Origin of the sequence: Sediminibacterium soli (assembly GCF_009939225.1) — a bacterium.
GTDB classification, from domain to species: domain Bacteria; phylum Bacteroidota; class Bacteroidia; order Chitinophagales; family Chitinophagaceae; genus Sediminibacterium; species Sediminibacterium soli.
The window spans coordinates 17,090-35,833 of record NZ_JAACJR010000010.1; the positions used below are offsets into that span (position 1 = coordinate 17,090).

The following is an 18,744-nucleotide window of genomic DNA, read 5'->3' on the forward strand; positions in this document are numbered from 1 at the left end:
TTCATGCTGTCACCATCCCGTATCTGCGCGTTTGTTTTCGCGCTTTCCTGTGCTGCCTGTCAGTCACCCGAAGAAACCGGCGCCGGCGGCAGCTGGGCCCTGCTCGGTTTTGAAAAAGCCGATGCGGTAAACCCGGTGCTATCACCCGATAGCAGCAGTTTTACCGATCCTGTTACGAACAAACGGGTTTTTTGGGAACAGAAAGACGTGTTTAACCCTGCCATCGTTGTAAAAGATGGTAAGGTCTGGATGTTGTACCGTGCACAGGACACTGTGGGACTGCCCGCCGGCACCTCGCGCATCGGTATTGCGGAGAGCGGCGACGGGCTCCATTTTACCCGCTACCGTACGCCGGTACTGTACCCCGACAACGATGCCTGCAAAGTATACGAATGGCAGGGCGGCTGTGAAGATCCCCGTATCGTGGAAGATGCGAACGGTACCTATTATATGACCTATACCGCCTACGACGGTAAACTTGCCCGGCTGCTGGTGGCCAGTTCCAGGGACCTGTTTCACTGGACCAAACACGGCCCCGTATTCGCGGACGCATATCATGGAAAGTACCTTAACAAATGGTCGAAATCGGGCAGCATCGTTTGCCGCTACGAAAAAGGAAAAGCGATCGCCGAAAAGATCAATGGAAAGTACTGGATGTATTTTGGGGATGTATTTATTTACACCGCGGTCTCTGACGACCTGGTTCACTGGACGCCCGTTGAAATGAAGCCGGGCGAGCAGCCGCCTGTGCCCCCGAAAAACGAAGCACTGAACATGCCCGCCCTGCTTATCGCCATTCCCACACGCAACGGTAAGTTCGACAGTGATCTGGTAGAACCCGGTCCGCCGGCAATGGTCACGGACAAAGGCATCGTACTCATCTATAACAGCCGCAACCTCAGAAATATCGGGGATACCAGTCTTCCCGATGGCACGTATACCGGCGGACAGGTGCTGATGGATAAAAATGATCCCACAAAAATCCTTGCGCGTCTGGATAACTATTTTTTCCGGCCCGATAAACCTTACGAGATCACCGGGCAGGTAAACAATGTCTGTTTCCTCGAGGGACTGGCGTATTTCAAAAACAGCTGGTTTATCTACTACGGCACAGCGGACTCGAAAATCGCGGTGGCGGAGAGACGGTAACCTGAGTTATCAAACCGGACAGCGGACCGAATTCCATATCCTTCTTAACCGAACAAACTCACGATAACTCACGTCAACTCACGATGACGACCTTTTCTCTCTTGTAGATTTTTTTCCCCACCTCTCCCTGCATTCTTTTTGCATATTTCTATAAAACCCAGGTTATGAAAACTATGGAAGCCACTGAACAACGTCCCGGGGGTGCCAGGGTACTGGATGCCCCCTATGTGATCACGGATATCAATGCCGCGCTTAACACGCTGATGGATGAAAGAGGATGGGAAGAAACGGATTGTAACGGGATCACACTTTTCAAAACAGACAACATCACTTCGGTATTGATATGCATGCATCCCGGGTCAAGGATCGGTGAAAATTCGATCGACGGAACGGTAACCCTGCAGATCGTAGAGGGAGAAGTGGAACTGACGGCAGATGAAGAAGTGGTCACCCTGCGCACAGGCCAGCTGGTGATGCTGCACCACGAGGTAACCCACAGCCTGCTCGCCACCGAAGAAACGGTTGTGCTCCTTACGAATCATGTTTGTTGAGGGACCAGTGGATTAGTGGATTATGGATTCGCGGATTATTTTTCTGCGGCTGCTCTGTATAGCTGTTACCAAACCGCATGACTTTTTTTGGGCACCACTACAGGTCCAGATTCACTAAACAAGTAAAGATCCGCTAATCCATAATCCACTAATCCGCTAATCCACAATCCGCTAATCCATAACCCTATCGAGCGACTGAAGGATGTCCTGCAGGATGTCTTCGCGGTGTTCCAGTCCTACGCTGATGCGGATCAGTCCGGGTGTGATGTTTACCGCCTGTCTTTCCGCTTCCGTCAGTTTTGCATGTGTGGTACTGGCAGGATGGGAGGCGATGCTCCGGGTATCGCCGAGGTTGGCGGTGAGCGTAAGCATTTGAAGGTTGTCCATAAAAGCAATTCCCGCATCGATACCGCCTTTCAGTTCAAAGCAAACAATGCCGCCGCCGTTGCGCATCTGTTTTTTGGCGATGGCGTACTGCGGGTGACTCTCCAGGAAGGGGTAGCGCAGAGATCTGATCTTGGGATGTTTGTCGAGCGATTCTGCGATAAACAGGGCATTGGATGCATGACGTTCCATACGCACATCGAGGGTTTCCAGGCTTTTACTCAAAACCCATGCATTGAACGGAGAAAGCGCGGGCCCCGTGCTTCTGCAGAACAGGTAGATATCCTTTATCAGGTCCTTCCTGCCCACAACAGCGCCGCCCAGTACACGGCCCTGCCCGTCGAGCCATTTGGTGGCGGAGTGCACAACCAGATCGGCGCCGAACGCGATCGGCCGCTGCGATACAGGTGTGGCAAAACAGTTGTCTACGGTATAAATGATGTTATGCTGTTTCGCAATCCTGCCGATCATTTCCAGGTCCAGTATATCCAAACCGGGATTGGTGGGCGTTTCCAGGTAGATCATCCTGGTGTTCGGTCTTACCGCGGCGCGCCATTCTTCTTCCGATGCGGTTGCGCTTACATAGCTGTATTCGATCCCGAATTTGGTGAGGTATTTCGATATAACGGTATGCGTGCTTCCGAAAATGGCGTTGCAGGAAAGCAGGTGATCACCCTGCTTCATCAGCGCCAGAAAAGAACCCGTGATGGCGCTCATGCCCGATGCGGTCACATAACCCGCTTCCGCGCCTTCCAGTGCACAGATCTTGTCAGTGAACTCCCGGGAATTGGGATTGCTGAAGCGGCTGTAAATATTATCATCCGTTTCGTCTGCAAAAGCGGCGCGCATAGCTTCGGCATTGTCAAAGCAAAAACTGCTTGTAAGGAATAATGGGGAAGAATGCTCCATTTCATTGGTTTGCTCAACACGTATGCGTACGGCATCGGTTTCTGGGTGTCTGGATTTCATATTAGTCGGTTAGAAGATTCTTGAATAGGGTAATGGATTTTCGGATTCCGGATTCGTGGATTGGGGTTTGAAAAATGCGCAATAGGTTCTTATTCACGAATCCGCAATCCGCTAATTAATTGTCAGATCCCAGGTGATCGTGCAGCCGGCGGCGCGGAGCGTGGCGGCAACAGAACAATATTTATCCAGGGAAAGACTGCAGGCTTTGCGCGCCTTGTCTTCGTCTATACCGCCTGCAAAACGGAAAAGGATATGCACCTGTTTCCATAAAGCGGGCTCCTTGCCCTGTTCCCTTTCTCCTTCGATCTCCATATGGAAATCGGTCACTTCCTGCTTCTGTTTCTTCAGGATGGAAATGATATCGACACCGCCGCAGCCGCCCAGTCCGGCCAGCAGTGTCTGCATGGGCCGGAAGCCGCCGTTGTGCCCGCCAAATGATTCGGCGGCATCCATGACAATCTTATGACTGTTCTCATCAACCGCTTCAAACGCAAAGGCGTTATCCGTTCTTTTGATCGTTATCCTCGGCATGTAAAAAGATTTATGCAAATGTAATTTAACCATGCCCTTATTTTGCTTCTGAAATACGGAATAAAGTGGCCAGACACATTTTTAACTCAGACCAGGCTTTTATACTAGAAAGCGGAGAAAAACTACCATCTGTAAGTATTGTCTACCATACTTATGGAGAATTGAATGCGGATAAGAACAATGTGATTTGGGTTTGTCATGCGCTCACCGCCAATGCAGACGCGGCCGACTGGTGGAAAGGTGTTGTTGGCGATGATACGCTGATCGATCCTTCGCGTTATTTTATTGTCTGTGCCAATATCCTGGGCTCCTGTTATGGGTCAACCGGACCTACCAGCCATAACCCCGCAACGGGCAAACCCTACTATTCGGATTTTCCGCTGGTTACGATACGTGATATGGTGCAGGCGCATAGGTTGCTGCGCAGGCACCTGGGCATAGAGGCTATTTACCTGCTGATGGGCGGCAGTATGGGCGGTTACCAGGCACTGGAATGGAGTGTGATGGAGCCCTCGGTGATACAGAGACTCTTTTTGATCGCCACCTCTCCTTCGGAAAGCGCCTGGGGTGTGGCCGTGCACACCGCACAGCGGCTGGCCATAGAGGCAGATGATACCTGGAACCACCATTCGCCCGAAGCGGGTGCAAGGGGATTAAAAGCTGCCAGGGCCATCGGTATGCTTACCTATCGCAATTACGGCACTTTCCAGGAGCGCCAGACGGATCCCGACCCGGAGAAGATCGATAATTTCAAAGCATCTTCCTATATCAATTACCAGGGAGAAAAACTGGTGAAGAGATTCAACGCCTACAGTTACTGGCTGCTGACCAAGTCGATGGACAGTCACCATCTCGGCAGGGGCAGGGGCGGGGACCTGATCTCCGTGCTGGGCGCTATCCGGCAGCCGGTGCTGATCATGGGTATCAGCAGCGATATACTTTGCCCGCTGGACGAACAGCGTTTTATGGCGGAACATATGCCGGACAGTACACTCGTAGAGATCGGCTCGGCCTATGGCCATGATGGTTTTATCATCGAGGCCAGGCAGATCAATAAACACCTGGGAGAATGGCTGGATAAAAAATAAAATTGCCACAGATTTCACAGATTACCACAGATAAAGCAGTGCAAATCTTTGAAATCTGTGGCAATATCTTTCAACAAACCCACCCATGCCAAACCCCCGATCACCGTATCTTTGTATAAACATCGGCCATGGGCATCTGGAAACAAATAGCAGAATACCTGTACATCAAAAAAAGAGACCCCAACGAACCCCGTACGCAGTGGATGAAATACATGCACGGCATGAACCGCATTTCCCTGATCATGTTTATCGTTGCGGTGCTGATCATTATTTTTAAGCTGGTGATATTACCGTTGTTAGGAGGAAATAACTGAATGGCTGCATGGTTATATCATTCAAACCATACAGCAATAAAACCATATAGCCATTGAGCAATGGCAACAAACTACCCCTTCCTCTCACTGATAAACGCATAAATACTCTCCGCCGCATTGGCCGAGGCCCTGCCGCCTTCCGACAGCAGATTTTTCAGCCGGGCATACTCCTGCTGCAGGGTTTGGATACGATCCCTGTCGGAAACAATTGCCCGCAGTTCCTTCACAAGATTTTCCTTTGTAAGCTCATGTTGTATGAGTTCTGTCACCACGGGCCTGTCCATGATCAGGTTCACGAGCGAAATGTATTTGATCCTGATCAGGCGCCGGGCTATCTGGTAACTGATATTGCTTCCCTTGTAACAGACCACCTGGGGCACGCCGAACAATGCGGTCTCAAGCGTGGCGGTTCCGCTGGTAACCAGTGCGGCACTGGCCCTGTTCAGCAGGGCATAGGTCTGGTTATGCACGGCGCTTACATTGTGCCTGTTCTGGAAAAAAGTTCCGTAAAAACTTTCGTCAAGTCCCGGTGCCTGCGCCACCACGAACTGGTGATCCGGGAACGCATCGGCCACGCTGAGCATGATGGGCAGTTTAACTGCTATTTCCTGCTTGCGGCTGCCCGGTAACAGGGCAATCAGCGGTTTTGCCGGCAGGGCATCTATCTCCGGCGGCGCCGGTTGCTGCCTGGCTTTTTCGATCACTTCCACCAGCGGGTGACCTACATATTCCACCTCCCAGTTCCAGCGCTCCCGGTAATATTTTTTTTCAAACGGCAGTATGCACAGCATCCTGTCGATATATTGTTTCATCTTTTTTACGCGGTTCTCTTTCCATGCCCATACCTGGGGCGATATGTAAAAGATCACGCGCAATCCCTGCTGTTTGGCCCATTCGGCAATGCGCAGGTTGAAGCCGGGATAATCGATCAGGATCACCGCATCGGGCTGCCATTGGCTGATATCGTCTTTACAAAAACGGATATTGCGCAGGATCGTAGGAAGGTTCTTCACCACTTCGGCAAAACCCATAAAGGCAAGGTCACGGTAATGTTTCACCAGTTCACCGCCTGCTGCCTGCATCAGGTCGCCGCCCCAGCAGCGGATGGTCGCCCGGGTGTCCAGTTGCCGCAGTTCCCTGATCAGGTTACTGCCGTGCAGGTCGCCGCTTGCTTCACCGGCAATGAGGTAGTACTTCATGCATGCAAAATAGGCAAGGAATAGGGAATCCGGGTGAGGGAAATTTTTCGTTCCGGCTTAACAGTTTATTCCGTAATCACCGGTCAGTGCAACCTGCAGCCAGCTGGGACCAGTTTGGGCCAAACCCCGAATACTAAAAAAATAGTTTGCAAACTAAAAAATTAGTTTATATATTTGAAAGGTACGCAAAACACCCCCCATGAAACCCTTAACCAAAGCAGAGGAACAGATCATGCAAACGATCTGGCGGCTGGAGAAAGCCTTCCTGAAAGACATCGTGGAAGCACAGCCCGAGCCGAGACCGCATTCCAACACCGTTGCCACCATCATCAAGATACTTGTTGACAAAGGTTTTGTGGGCATCCATCCCATCGGCAGGGTGCATGAATATTATCCCGTGGTATCAAAAGAAGCCTATTCTTCCAGGAGCATCCGCACGCTGGTGGACGGCTATTTTGAAGGTTCGTTCAGCGACGCGGTTTCCTTTATGGTAAAACAGAAAGATATTTCGGTGAAGGAGCTGGAGTTGCTGCTGCAGCAGATCAAACAAACCAAAAAATAATACGCCATGCTTACGATTGCTTATTATTTTCTGCAGGTGCTGGTATGCAGCGGTATCATGGTAGGGTACTACTGGCTGGTATTGCGTAACAGGCGTTTTCACCAGTATAACCGCTTTTACCTGCTGGCTATTACACTGCTGGCCTGGATCGTACCGCTGATCAAGATACGCTGGAGCAAACCACCCGAAATCGACACTGCCCGGATGATACAGTTTCTTTCGGTGCTGGCAGATAACAATTCCGCGATGGAGGAAAGCATCGGCAAAAGCGGTTTTCAGTGGAACAACAACCTGCTGATAGGCGGACTGTATCTGACGGTTACCGCTGCGTTTCTTTTTGCAATGATCCGCGCGCTTGTGAGGCTGTACCGTTTGTTGCAAAAGCATTCCTGCAGAAGCGTGGGCGAGGTATACCTGGTGCTTACACAGGCAGCGGGAACACCGTTCTCCTTCTTCCGCTATATTTTCTGGAACGAAGAGATCGATATCCGCAGCGAGGCGGGCAGGCAGATACTGCAGCACGAGCTTACGCACGTAAAACAGAAACACTCGGTCGATAAAATATTCATGCAACTGGTGCTGGCGGCAGGATGGTTCAATCCTTTTTTCTGGTTGATCAGAAAGGAAATGGAGATGATCCACGAATTCATCGCTGATAAAAAAGCGGTTGCCGATGGCGATACGGCCGCCCTGGCCAATATGTTGCTTACCGCGGCTTACCCGCAGCAGCAGTTCAGCCTGGCCAATCCTTTCTTTTTCTCACCCATTAAACGCAGGTTGCAGATGCTGACGAATAATACCAACCCGCGGTTCAGTTATATCCGGAGACTGGTGGTGTTGCCGCTCATTGCCATAGTCGTTGTGCTGTTTGCTTTCCGCAACAAAGAAAAGTATGTAACGCTGTCGATGGCAACCATGATGGAAGATGTGATCAATAAGGTAAAGGGAGGGGAGGAGACACCGGCAAACTTAGTAACGATTATCGACCAGGCCAATCTCGAAAAACGGTATACGGTTGTGATCGATGCGGGACATGGCGGGCAGGATAAAGGCAGCGTTGCCGAAGACGGCACCACCGAATCATCCATCGTGCTTTCGGTTGCGAGGATGGTAAAGCAATTCAATAGCAGCGATAAGATCGATATCATACTTACCAGAGAGGAAGACACCAGGATGGGTGCGGTGGATATCGTTAACCGAGTCAACCAGGTGCAGGCCGATCTGTATGTATCGATCCATTGCGAAAAATCGGGCAAGCCTTCTGTGTCTGGTATGCAGCTTTTTGTTCCCAACAAAGCCAAAGCATCCGAATACCAGAAAAGTGTGGCGGCGGCCAATTACCTCACCCGTTCGCTCGGAGGACTGCAGAAAAAAATGCTGGGGATCAGTTTCCGGCAGAATGGTTCCTGGATACTTGACAATGTAAACACAACCGCCGTGCTGATCGAAACAGGGTTCCTGACAAACACCGCGGATCTCACCTCGCTCAAAACGGATGCATACCAACGCAAACTGGCGGCTGCGATACTGAGCGGCATCAATGGCTATCTGCTGGCGGCCGAGCAGGATAAACTGAAGCCGGCAGAAGCATTGTCTGCAGAAGCCCTGCTGCGCGATACACTGCCTGCCAGGATCGGTCTCTCAAAAGCGATGATCTTCGTCGACGGCCAGCAGATCGCCTACGAGAAACTGGCATCCGTTTCTCCTGCAGACATCGATCACATACAGGTGCTGAAAGGCAAGGATGCCGTAGCGTTGTATGGCAAGCCCGGCGAAAACGGCGTAGTGCTGATCAGTACCAAACAAACGCTTTCCATAAGGTTGGATACGGGCGTGGTGCTTCGGGATTATGGTGTCAGACCAGCGATTGCCGCGGTAAACATCAGGGCAAAACATGTCAGCGATTCCCTGCACTGGCTGAGCAGAACATGGGAGGAACTGCAGCTGGAACCCAATAAACCGGTGATCACCGTGGATGGCGTTCGGTATTACAACCGTCTTAGCCAGATAGACCCCGCCGATATCGCTTCTATATCGATCATCAAAGACCAGGCTGCCATTGCCAGGTACGGCAGCGAAGGAAGAAACGGTGTGATCGATATTATCACCAAAAAGAACCCAACAGAAGGTGCACCGGTCAGGCTTGAAGGAATCACCACCCTGACGAATATAGCGCCGCCAAAGGTATCGGGTGTGATCACGGGTGGCACTTTCAGCGGCACAATTTCTGCGGCTACTGTAAAAGGTACGCTGATGGCATCCACAACGCCGTTAGAACAGGTGGTTGTAACAGGCTACCCGGGGTTCGCCGGCAGAAACGATAACCCGCCTTCGTTTCCGGGTGGTTTGTCGGCATGGGCCAATTACCTGGCCGATCATCTTAACACTGGCGTTATTGGCGCCAACGGCGGACCCAGGGGTAAATATACCGTCAGTGTATTCTTTGTGGTGCTGAAAGACGGCACCGTCAGAGATATACGGGCAGAGAACGATCCGGGATTTGGCACAGCGGCAGAGGCGGTGCGTGTGATTACCCATTCGGGCAAATGGGAACCGGGTGAAAGAAACGGAGCGGCAACGCATATGTCGCACAGGGTTTCGATCAGCTTCTATACAAAATAGCAGTGGCTCGCCGGCTCACCGGATACCACGCGCTGTTTACCGGGTGTCTTTAACAGTACAATCAGGTACACCCGATTATAGGATTTCTTTACCAGTTTTTCACAGCTTTGTCTGTTCGTCAACTAAGAGGTAATTCGTACATTCATGTTTTCTAAAAATATGAACGGATACCTATGGTAAAACAACTGACGATGATACTGGCCTGGTGTTGTGTGGCGATGTTTGCTGTAGCGCAGAAAAAACCATTGAAAAAGATTGTGATCGATCCGGGGCATGGCGGTCCTGCTTCCGAGGCGGGTAAGTTCTACGGCGCTTCGGGCAAGATCATGGAGGAAAAAGATGTGGCGCTGGCCATCGGTCTGAAGCTGCAGAAACTGATCAGTGAAGAGATACCCGATGTAGACGTGGTTATGACCCGCACAACGGATGAATTCAACAGTCCGTATGTAAAAGCCGATAAGGCCAACGCGGCAAAAGGCAACCTGTTTATCTCCATTCATTGCAACGATGTGGATGCCATCCGTCATTCGGAAGTGGTGGGTTATACCACCAGGACTGTCAAACGGAAAGGAAGAAGCACCAAGAAAAAAGTGCCGCAATACCGGTACTGGACAAGCCCCAACCCCGCTTCGGGCACGGAAACCTTTATCTGGGGAGTAGCCAAGAACAAAGACAAGGAAGAAGCGCTTTCCGAGAACAACTTTATGGATACGACGATTGCGCTCTATAATAAGATCGATGATCCCGCGCAGAAGATGATCGCGGCGATGCGGCAGAACGAATTCGCATCGCGCAGCCGCAAACTGGCGGAAACGGTGGAAGAGGAATTTATCAGGGGCGGCCGCCAGAGCCGCGGCGCCAAGCAGAGGGACGAAAAAGGTATTTGGGTACTGCAGGCCGTGGCCATGCCGGCGATACTGGTGGAAGTGGGTTTCCTGTCCAATGCCGAAGAGGAAGCGTTTATCACCAGCGAAGACGGCCAGCAGAAAACCGCCGAAGCAATCGTACGCGCGCTCAAACGCTATAAATTCTCCCTCGAAGCCCAGGCCAATGGTACACCTACGCCGATGCCGGATCCGGGGAGGAACAGGTGAGGGAGGAACAGAGGAGCAAGGAACAGATGAATGGCGATCGGAGGGGGAATGAGCAAGAGGGGTGATATGTAATAATGATGAGGCGGAAAACGCCTGCTTACCAGTTGCCGCGTACTATTACAATTCACTACTCAATTCGGGTTCTCATTTCACATGTCGGGGTTCATACCTATGCAAACCATTTCAGCGCCAGCGCTGCCAGGGCATAGATGCAGGTTGCGATGAAGATTCCTTTTGCGGTGTTGTCTTTGTGTTTGTTGATGTAGATGGTGAATACGATGGCGTTGGCGACAAGACAGAAACTTACAATGCCCGATAACAGCGATTTCTGCATCATGATCAGGGTAAGGAACTCCTTTACGGAGAACAGCCGGAAACGCAGCAGGTAGTAGGCGGCCAGCCCGAGTACCGGTGATAAAAAACCGAGTGCCAGGCCAAGCGGAAGCGTATCTTTCTTCAGCATCAGAATGTCCAGTTGGTTTCGAGTTTCTTTTTGAGTTCGTAGTGCGTAAGGTCGAACTGCACGGGCACCACGCTTACATACTGGTTCTCCAGCGCCCATACATCGGTATCCTTTCCCCTGTCAAAATTCAGGAACTCGCCTGTGAGCCAGTAGTAACGCCTGCCGTGCGGGTCTTTTCTTTCATCAAATTCCTCTTCGTATTTGGCATAGGCCTGGCGGCAGACCCTGATACCCTTGATCATTTTTTCGGAACCCTTCGGAAAGTTTACGTTCAGGCAGAGATGTTTGTCCAGGTCCACATCATTCAATACCTGTTCAACAATGGTGCGCGCGTATTTTTTTGCAGCAGTGAAATCTGCCTCGATGCTGAGATCGAGCAGGCTGAAACCGATACTGGGAATGCTTTCTATTGCGGCTTCGAGCGCGGCCGACATGGTGCCTGAATAGATCACGTTGATCGAATGATTGGCGCCATGGTTGATACCGCTGATGCAGATCGTTGGTTTATCGTGAATGATCTTGTCCACAGCCAGCTTAACACAATCCACCGGCGTGCCGCTGCAGCTGTAGGCTTCCACATCATCGAACAGGTTCACTTTCTGCATGCGCAGCGGGTGACCGATGGTGATGGCATGTCCCATCCCGCTCTGTGGCTTATCGGGTGCCACCACGATCACTTTTCCAAGACCCGCTACCGCTTCCACCAGGGCGCGTATACCGGGAGCTGCAACACCATCGTCGTTGGTGACAAGAATAATGGGCTTTTTCCGCTTATGGTTTTTCGGCTGCGTTTTGGCAGCTGCTTTCTTTTTCGGCATACATGCAAGATACGACCTCTGGAGGATTAGCGGATTATGGATTAGCGGATTTGCGGATTATCGGATTATGGATTAGTAAATTAAAGAGTATGGATCAGGGATGTTTTTTTTCTCCGCGAAACATAGCCCGTCCGGTCCTGCAAGCCCCATAAAAAACAACGTCGGTCCGAATCCGCTAATCCGTAATCCCTAATCCACTAATCGATCGTCTTCCGTCTTGCGGGGAAATATTTGAACACGGGGAATTCTACGGGTTTGCCGGCCACGCCGTTCTGTTCGAGGTAGCTGTCAAAGAAATTCCATACCAGCAGGCCATCGTCTGACTGCGGTTCCAGTGTATAGAAGATCAGGTTGGCCAGGGGCTGCGCCAGGTCGATCTTAAAATCGCCTTTGCGGAACAGCCTTTTGGCGGGAACAAATTTTCCTTCTGCGGAAGCCATATTATGTCCCTCGAATTTGCGCGGGGCTTTGCTGAATTTTTCCACGAGGAAGACCTCGCCGGTATAGGATTCGTCTGCCGTGAGTTCGGTGACCGTTGCACCCTGTTTTCTCAGGTGCTCCGCAATATTGGCCATGGATGCGGGAATGATATATCCTCTTGGCAAGGTTGCCTGCACCGTGTCTTTGAATTCGCCGTAATAGGCCACACTGTCATAGGTAACGATACGCCCCGTTTTTACATAGCCTGTGCTGCCGTTGAACCTGGTGAAGGGTGTATAATCGTAAGTGCGGAAACGGTTCAGTTTTTTTGCAGCGGGCACCATTTTAAAACGGACGCCTTTTTTTACCCGGCCTGCATGGGTCAGTATGTTTCTGATGGCAGCCTGTTCCGCATCCCGGTTGATTTGAACGATCTCCCTGGCGTGTTTGTTGCAATGTTCCAGTACCTCAAGCGTGAAGGCATAGGTACTGTTGATGCGCTGGTAAAAACGCTCGTGTGCAAAAGCTTCGCTGAGTATGGCCATGCGGTTGCGCAGACCATACTGGTTGATAAAGTAACGCGGATGGTGGTTATAGGTATAAAAATTTTTCAGCGGCCATCCTTCGCGCGTATTGAAATCTCCGAACGGACCCATGAACAACCCGTATTTTTCCTTCGCGATCTTTGTTACCGAGGGCAGCAATACATCGTTGGTATAACGGTAGGTTGCCGGCTCGCCTGCATACAGGTAGCTGGGCGCCCAGGTAAGGGAATAGCCATGCCAGGTGCCGTTGGTGGTATGCAGGTCCATACTTACCTGCGGATCCCATGCCGTAATAAGGTTGCGGATCAGTCCCTCGGTTTCAGGCGCCTCCATTTTGATACCGTCGCGGTTGAGGTCCAGCCCCTGGCCGTTCTCGCGTTCGCCTGCTTCGGCAGGACTGCCTTCCTGGGTGGGGCGTGTATTCTTTCCCATTTTATCGTTGCCATCGGTATTGTAGATCGGCACAAAAAGGATAACCTGGTTATCGAGCAGGTAGCCGCGTTTGCCCAGCAGTATATCGCGGATCAGCATCATGGTCACTTCCTTGCCTTCCACCTCGCCGCCGTGGATATTGCCCTGGATATACACCACGGGTTTACCGCTGGCTCTTGCTTCGGCGGGTGTTTTCACCAGCGGTCTTGACAATACCACCATGGGGATGTCTTTGCCGCCGGTGCTTTTGCCGATAGAGCCAACGTACATGTTCCGGCTCATCGGGCCAATGGTACCGAGAAACTGCATCAGATCCGCATAGCCGGATGTTTTTTCAAAATTCGATTTTTCGGGAGTGATCATCAGGCTTTCGGGCCAGGCTGTCTGCTGGGCATCCGCAGCAAAAACCGAAAAAAACACCCATAGGCAGGCGATAAAATATCTCATAATGCGGAGGATTGAAAAGGGGAATGTACGCTATCGGTATAGACGGGATAAAAAAAAATCGGTAAAAAATTTGGAATTACTAAAATGTTTAGTAAATTGCCTGCTAAACGGATTAGTTATGTCAAATGCCGGAAAAAATCTACGCTATCTGCGCAAGCTGCGCGGCTGGACGCAGGAAGAATTCGCAAACAAACTAAAGATCAAAAGATCCCTGGTTGGCGCTTATGAAGAAGAGCGTGCGGAGCCCAGGCTCGAGGTAATGGAGGCCATCTGCGGCATCTTCAAATTAAGTCTCGAGGATTTCCTGTTCAAAGACCTCACGGAGACCAGGGGTGCCTCTTATCTCGACAGGCGCAGACAGCTAAAGATGAGTGCCGATGTGGTTGAGATCCGTTTTGTACCCGTAAAAGCGGCGGCAGGTTACCTGGCGGGCTACGGAGATCCCGAGTTTATCGACGAGCTGAACACCTTTACGCTCCCTATGCTGGGGCCCGGCCAGTACCGTGCATTCGAGATCGTTGGAGACAGTATGCTGCCCACACCCAGCGGCAGCGTGATCGTTGGTGAAAAAGTGGAAGACCTCGAAGACGTGAAGAACAGCAATACCTATGTGGTACTGTCGAAAAACGAAGGCGTGGTATACAAACGCCTGATGAAGAACAACCGCCTCAAGAACAAGATCACCCTGATCAGCGATAACCCGCAGTACGAACCCTATAATGTAAATGCAGAGGATGTGATCGAGGTATGGAAAGCGGTGTATATTATGCAGAAGGCAAATGCCACCCCGCGCTGGGATGTGAACCAGCTGGCAGGCATGGTCAACAACCTGCAGGAGCAGGTGAGCAGTCTTCGGAAAAAAATGAATTGAGTATCCGGTTGGATAAACAGAGCGGTCTTCGGGCCGCTTTGTTGTTTAATACAGGTCTTTTGCCAGGCGGAAAGTGTTGCAATGCGCTTCGGTGATGATGCGTATATCGGCCGAATAGCCACCGCCCATCGCCACAGTAACAGGGATATTGTTCTGCTGCAGTGTTGCAAACACCAGTCTGTCTCTTTCTTTACAGCCCTGCAGGCTGATGGCAAGTTTCCCGAACCTGTCGGTGGAAAGAATATCCACTCCCGACAGGAAAAAAGCATGATCGGGTTTTACGGTTCTCACCAGGTGCGGCAGGGTTTCCGAGAGAATGCCCAGGTAGGTGGCATCATCCATACCATCTGCCAGGGGTATGTCCAGATCGGAATTTTCCTTATGGAAAGGATAATTGTGCCCGCCATGCATGCTGAAAGTAAACACGCGGGGATCGTTCTCAAAAATATGCGCGGTGCCGTTACCCTGGTGTACATCCAGGTCTATGACCAGGATCTGCCTTGCCTGTTCCTGTTGCAGGAGCCGGTTGGCTGCAACGGCCATATCGTTCAGCAGACAAAATCCTTCGCCCCGGTTGCGGAAGGCATGGTGGGTGCCGCCCGCCACATTCAGCGAAACGCCATGTGCTTTTGCATAACCGCAGCAATCGATCGTGCCCTGTGTGATCACCAGCTCTCTTTGTGTGAGTGCGAGCGACTGCGGGAAGCCGATCCTGCGCTGTTCAGACGGGCTTAATGTTTGTTGAAGCAGTTTGTCGATGTATTCTTTTTCATGCGTGAGTAACAAAGTTTCTTCCGGACAGGCATAGGGTTCAAACAGGTTTTCGTTGGTGATGGTTCCTTCGTGCAGCAGCTGACCGGGTATCAATTCATATTTCAGCATCGGAAAACGATGCCCTTCGGGAAGCGGATGTGCGTAGATGGGCGAGAAAGCGATCTTCAGCATAGCAGGGTCTGGTTGGACTGGTAATTCCGTTTACACGCTCATCAGTTTGCCGTCAACGATCGCAAAAACAGCATCGCTCTTTTTGGCGCGTATGCCCGATAACCCGCTGAATTTGCTGAAGGCAGGAAGCACCGCATGGTTGCTGCTGAAATGAAAACAGGGGAACCGCAGGCTCTGCTTTCCCATGCCGCTGAAATATACACCGGGATGAAGATGTCCTGCAAAAACATAGGTGGCCTCTTCCTGCATATCGGAGGGATCGTGTACAAAATGGATATTTCCCAACTGCCACTGGCCGTGGTGTACTTTGATACCCGCATTGGCATACCACTCATCCTCAAGTATATCATGATTGCCTTTTACCAGGATAAAATCCACGGAGGCAAAATCGCTCCGCCATTTCAGGAAAAGATCCAGTTCCCTGTTGGCATGGCTGTGAAAAAGATCACCCACTGCGATCACCTGCCTGGGTTTGAAGTAGCTGATCTGGTCAACAAGGCGTTGCAGGTCTTCCGTAAATACTTTTTGGGGAACGGCGATGCCGTGTTTCCGGAAATGGCCTGTTTTGCCGAGATGCAGATCGGAGAGGATCAATGCGGATTGCTCTTCCCAATAAATACAACGCTGCGGCGATAACCAGAAAGTCTGCTCGTGGATGGCGTGTTTGATAAGGGAATGCATGGACGCAAATTTACCGGGAGATTGCTGAGGAAACAGCTGTTGGGTAAAACTTTGTCATTTTTTTGTTGCCGCAACTGTCCGCCTGAACTTTTCAGGCGAGGATCAAAAGACCTGCCGGCAGGCAGGTTAACACAGATGGGTCGTCTGTGAGAAGCTTCCGGTATCGTCAACGATCACGACGAACGCGTAAGCTGTGCCTGCATTTTTTTGATACGGTCTTCGAGTTTTTCCGTTGACAGGTTAACCCGGCTGAGGCCGTCTACCACGATGGGGAAGGAGAGCGGCGTAAGCTGTTTGGGAAAACGCAGTATGATATCGCTCTGTGCTATCCTGGCCAGTGCATTCCGCAAACGTTCCTCATCCATCTGCTGCGTAAGCACTTCATGGAAAGCCTGTCTGAGCAGGATATTTTTGGGATCGTATTCTTCAAACACTTTGAACAGCAGGGAGGCGGATGACTGCAGGTGCCTGGCCTTCTTTTTTTCGCCGGGCATTCCCTGGAAGATCAGTCCACCGATCACAGCGATATCCCTGAATTTTCTCCTGGCCATCTCGGTGCTGTTCATGCTTTTCTGTATATCGGGCAGCAGGTTGTCTGCGGTGAACAGTTCCCGTACATTGCTGTCGTCTACGGGTATGGGCTGATCGCTTAGCAGCTCGAAGCCGTAATCGTTCATCGAAATGGAAAAGGTGATGGGGGTGATCTGGCCGATGCGGTAGGCGAGGATGGCGCTCATGGCTTCGTGCACCTGCCTGCCTTCGAAGGGATATACCAGCAGGTGAAAACCCTCTTTTGTTTCGATCTGTTCCACCAGTAATTCGCTGGCACGCGGTATATGCGATAGCTGCTGCTGCAGTTCAAATAAAGGATGCAGGCTTTTGAGTTCGATCTCACTTTCGTCAACCAGCGCCTTGTTGAAGGTAAGCCGCAGTATATAACCCAGGTTGGCGGTAAGACTCATGCGTCCGCCCATCCAGGACGGAACGATCGATTTTTTGGAATTGGATTTACGCACCATTACCGACATGTCTTTGATCATCACCAGTTCCACATTTCTTCCGGCGATCGTGAATACATCACCCGGTTCCAGCCGGCTGATAAACCATTCTTCTATCACCCCAATGTAGCCGCCGCCCATGAGTTTTACTTTCAGCATGGCATCGCTTACGATGGTGCCGATATGCATCCGGTGCCGCATGGCTATCCGCCGGTTCCTGATGCGGTAAACACCGTTCTCGGGCTCCACTTTTTTGTATTCATCATATTGCTGCAGTGCTTTTCCGCCCTGGGTGAGGTGGCTGAGGATTTCTTCCCATTCATCCCTGGTCATCTCGGCATAGCAGTGGGTGGTCTTTATTTCGGCAAACAGGGTTTCTTCGCGGAACCCTTCGCTGATGGCGAGTGTGCAGAGGAACTGCAGCAGCACATCAAAACACAATACCTGCGGCTGCCTGCTTTCGACAGAGCCTGTTTCGATGGCCTGTTTCAATGCAGCCACTTCAAGCAGTTCGAGTGAATGTGTTGGCAGGAAATAGATCTTGCTGGTTTCTCCCGGCCGGTGCCCGCTTCTGCCTGCGCGCTGCAGGAAACGCGCCACGCCTTTGGGAGATCCTACCTGTATCACCGTATCCACCGGTCTGAAATCCACGCCAAGATCAAGACTTGATGTGGTTACCACCGCTTTCAGTTTTTCGGTATGCAGGGATTCCTCCACCCACAAACGCAGCTCCTGTTCGATGCTGCCATGATGCAGCGCAATTGCGCCTGCAAACTGCGGCGCCACATCAAGCAATACCTGGTACCAGCGCTCGCTCATTCCCCTGGTATTGATGAACACCAGCGTAGTGCGGCTTTTTTTTATGATCGGTACAAGACGATGCGCCAGCCGGATACCCAGGTGCCCCGACCAGGGAAACTGTTCGATCTCTTCGGGGATGATGGATTCAACTACGATCGGTTTGTGTATCTCGGCTTTTACGCTGCGGCCTGTTGTTTGCAGGGAAGCCAGCAGTACTTCCCTGGCTTCTTCGAGGTTGCCGATGGTGGCGCTGATACCCCAGATACCCGCTTTGCGGGCGGTCTGGCAGTGAATGATACGGCTCAGCGCCAGTTCTACCTGCACGCCGCGTTTGCTGCCCATGAGCTCATGCCATTCGTCGGCCGCTATGATGCGCAACGACTGGAATACATCGGGATAACCTTTCTGTGCAAGTAATAAATGCAGGCTTTCGGGAGTGATGATCAGTACCTCGGGCATCTGTCGCTTCTGCCGCTGTCTTTCTGCAATATCCGTATCGCCGTTGCGGATGCCCACTTTCCACTGCATTCCCAGTTCGCCGATCGCTTCTTCCATGGCCCTGCCGATGTCTTTGGCCAGCGCGCGCAGGGGTGTGATCCACAATAACTGCAGCCCCTTGTTCTTCTGCCGTTGATAGTCCTGGGGGTGTGCATCAATGAACTGTATCAGTGCACCGAGAAAAACGGAATAGGTTTTTCCGCAGCCTGTGGGCGCATTTACCAGCCCGCTTTCTCCGTCGGTAATATGCTGCCATGTTTCTTCCTGGAAGGAAAATGCCGTAAACCCTTTTTGGGTCAGCCATTCGGTGATTCGTTGGTATCCGTAACTTTTCTGAAGCCTCACTGGTGTATCTCTTCTGC

The 18,744-nt window shown here is 51.4% G+C and carries 17 protein-coding genes; 8 read left to right on the plus strand and 9 right to left on the minus strand.

The features are described from left to right. The first annotated feature begins 3 nt into the window (after positions 1–3). Positions 4–1,149: a glycoside hydrolase family 130 protein gene (locus GWC94_RS15700; RefSeq protein ID WP_161836185.1), complete on the plus strand. Its 1,146-nt coding sequence runs from the start codon at positions 4–6 to the stop codon at positions 1,147–1,149. A 164-nt stretch (positions 1,150–1,313) separates the two neighbouring features. After that, complete coding sequence (locus tag GWC94_RS15705; RefSeq protein WP_161836187.1) at positions 1,314–1,700, plus strand: cupin domain-containing protein; 387 nt, start codon at positions 1,314–1,316, stop codon at positions 1,698–1,700. A 171-nt stretch (positions 1,701–1,871) separates the two neighbouring features. Here GWC94_RS15705 and GWC94_RS15710 read toward each other — a convergent pair whose 3' ends face one another. Beyond that, the gene (locus GWC94_RS15710) at positions 1,872–3,053 is read right to left on the minus strand and encodes a trans-sulfuration enzyme family protein (RefSeq protein ID WP_161836189.1); all 1,182 of its coding nucleotides are present in this window, start codon (positions 3,051–3,053) and stop codon (positions 1,872–1,874) included. 111 nt (positions 3,054–3,164) lie between these two features. After that, positions 3,165–3,584: an OsmC family protein gene (locus GWC94_RS15715; RefSeq protein WP_161836191.1), complete on the minus strand. Its 420-nt coding sequence runs from the start codon at positions 3,582–3,584 to the stop codon at positions 3,165–3,167. 65 nt (positions 3,585–3,649) lie between these two features. Between GWC94_RS15715 and metX the strand changes: the two genes are divergently transcribed. Both metX and GWC94_RS15725 read left to right on the plus strand, forming a co-directional pair. Further along, positions 3,650–4,672 (plus strand): homoserine O-acetyltransferase MetX, encoded by a 1,023-nt coding sequence (gene metX / locus GWC94_RS15720; RefSeq protein WP_161836193.1) that lies wholly within the window; start codon positions 3,650–3,652, stop codon positions 4,670–4,672. A gap of 128 nt (positions 4,673–4,800) precedes the next feature. Then, positions 4,801–4,986 carry a DUF6728 family protein gene (locus GWC94_RS15725; protein WP_161836195.1) on the plus strand — a complete coding sequence of 62 codons (186 nt, stop codon included), beginning with the start codon at positions 4,801–4,803 and terminating at the stop codon, positions 4,984–4,986. A gap of 71 nt (positions 4,987–5,057) precedes the next feature. Here GWC94_RS15725 and lpxB read toward each other — a convergent pair whose 3' ends face one another. After that, positions 5,058–6,185 carry a lipid-A-disaccharide synthase gene (gene lpxB / locus GWC94_RS15730; RefSeq protein WP_161836197.1) on the minus strand — a complete coding sequence of 376 codons (1,128 nt, stop codon included), beginning with the start codon at positions 6,183–6,185 and terminating at the stop codon, positions 5,058–5,060. Positions 6,186–6,384: 199 nt separating this feature from the next. Here lpxB and GWC94_RS15735 point away from each other — a divergent pair, with 199 nt between their 5' ends. The 3 genes from GWC94_RS15735 (at position 6,385) to GWC94_RS15745 (ending at position 10,463) form a co-directional block, all read left to right on the plus strand. Then, entirely contained in the window at positions 6,385–6,747 is a 363-nt protein-coding gene (locus tag GWC94_RS15735; RefSeq protein WP_161836199.1) for a BlaI/MecI/CopY family transcriptional regulator, read from the plus strand. Between the two features lie 6 nt (positions 6,748–6,753). After that, complete coding sequence (locus GWC94_RS15740) at positions 6,754–9,369, plus strand: N-acetylmuramoyl-L-alanine amidase (RefSeq protein ID WP_161836201.1); 2,616 nt, start codon at positions 6,754–6,756, stop codon at positions 9,367–9,369. A gap of 173 nt (positions 9,370–9,542) precedes the next feature. Continuing rightward, the gene (locus tag GWC94_RS15745) at positions 9,543–10,463 is read left to right on the plus strand and encodes an N-acetylmuramoyl-L-alanine amidase family protein (protein ID WP_161836203.1); all 921 of its coding nucleotides are present in this window, start codon (positions 9,543–9,545) and stop codon (positions 10,461–10,463) included. A gap of 169 nt (positions 10,464–10,632) precedes the next feature. Here the strand turns inward: GWC94_RS15745 and GWC94_RS15750 are convergent, their stop codons facing one another. The 3 genes from GWC94_RS15750 to GWC94_RS15760 all read right to left on the minus strand — a co-directional run bounded on the left by GWC94_RS15750 (position 10,633) and on the right by GWC94_RS15760 (position 13,588). Beyond that, positions 10,633–10,926: a hypothetical protein gene (locus GWC94_RS15750; RefSeq protein WP_161836205.1), complete on the minus strand. Its 294-nt coding sequence runs from the start codon at positions 10,924–10,926 to the stop codon at positions 10,633–10,635. Continuing rightward, positions 10,926–11,744 carry a 5'/3'-nucleotidase SurE gene (gene surE, locus GWC94_RS15755; RefSeq protein ID WP_161836207.1) on the minus strand — a complete coding sequence of 273 codons (819 nt, stop codon included), beginning with the start codon at positions 11,742–11,744 and terminating at the stop codon, positions 10,926–10,928. Before surE ends, GWC94_RS15750 begins: the two co-directional genes overlap by 1 nt. Before the next feature lie 197 nt (positions 11,745–11,941). After that, the gene (locus tag GWC94_RS15760) at positions 11,942–13,588 is read right to left on the minus strand and encodes a M14 family metallopeptidase (RefSeq protein ID WP_161836209.1); all 1,647 of its coding nucleotides are present in this window, start codon (positions 13,586–13,588) and stop codon (positions 11,942–11,944) included. Between the two features lie 118 nt (positions 13,589–13,706). Between GWC94_RS15760 and GWC94_RS15765 the strand changes: the two genes are divergently transcribed. Then, positions 13,707–14,459: a LexA family transcriptional regulator gene (locus GWC94_RS15765; protein WP_161836211.1), complete on the plus strand. Its 753-nt coding sequence runs from the start codon at positions 13,707–13,709 to the stop codon at positions 14,457–14,459. A gap of 45 nt (positions 14,460–14,504) precedes the next feature. On the opposite strand, the gene GWC94_RS15770 is transcribed toward GWC94_RS15765, so the two are convergent. The 3 genes from GWC94_RS15770 to GWC94_RS15780 all read right to left on the minus strand — a co-directional run bounded on the left by GWC94_RS15770 (position 14,505) and on the right by GWC94_RS15780 (position 18,727). Next, a complete protein-coding gene (locus GWC94_RS15770) occupies positions 14,505–15,404 on the minus strand; it encodes a histone deacetylase family protein (protein WP_161836213.1) in 900 nt (299 codons plus the stop codon). 30 nt (positions 15,405–15,434) lie between these two features. Beyond that, positions 15,435–16,085, minus strand: a complete 651-nt coding sequence (gene pdeM / locus GWC94_RS15775; RefSeq protein ID WP_161836215.1) for a ligase-associated DNA damage response endonuclease PdeM — start codon at positions 16,083–16,085, stop codon at positions 15,435–15,437. A gap of 173 nt (positions 16,086–16,258) precedes the next feature. After that, complete coding sequence (locus GWC94_RS15780) at positions 16,259–18,727, minus strand: ligase-associated DNA damage response DEXH box helicase (RefSeq protein ID WP_161836217.1); 2,469 nt, start codon at positions 18,725–18,727, stop codon at positions 16,259–16,261. Positions 18,728–18,744: the final 17 nt, after the last annotated feature.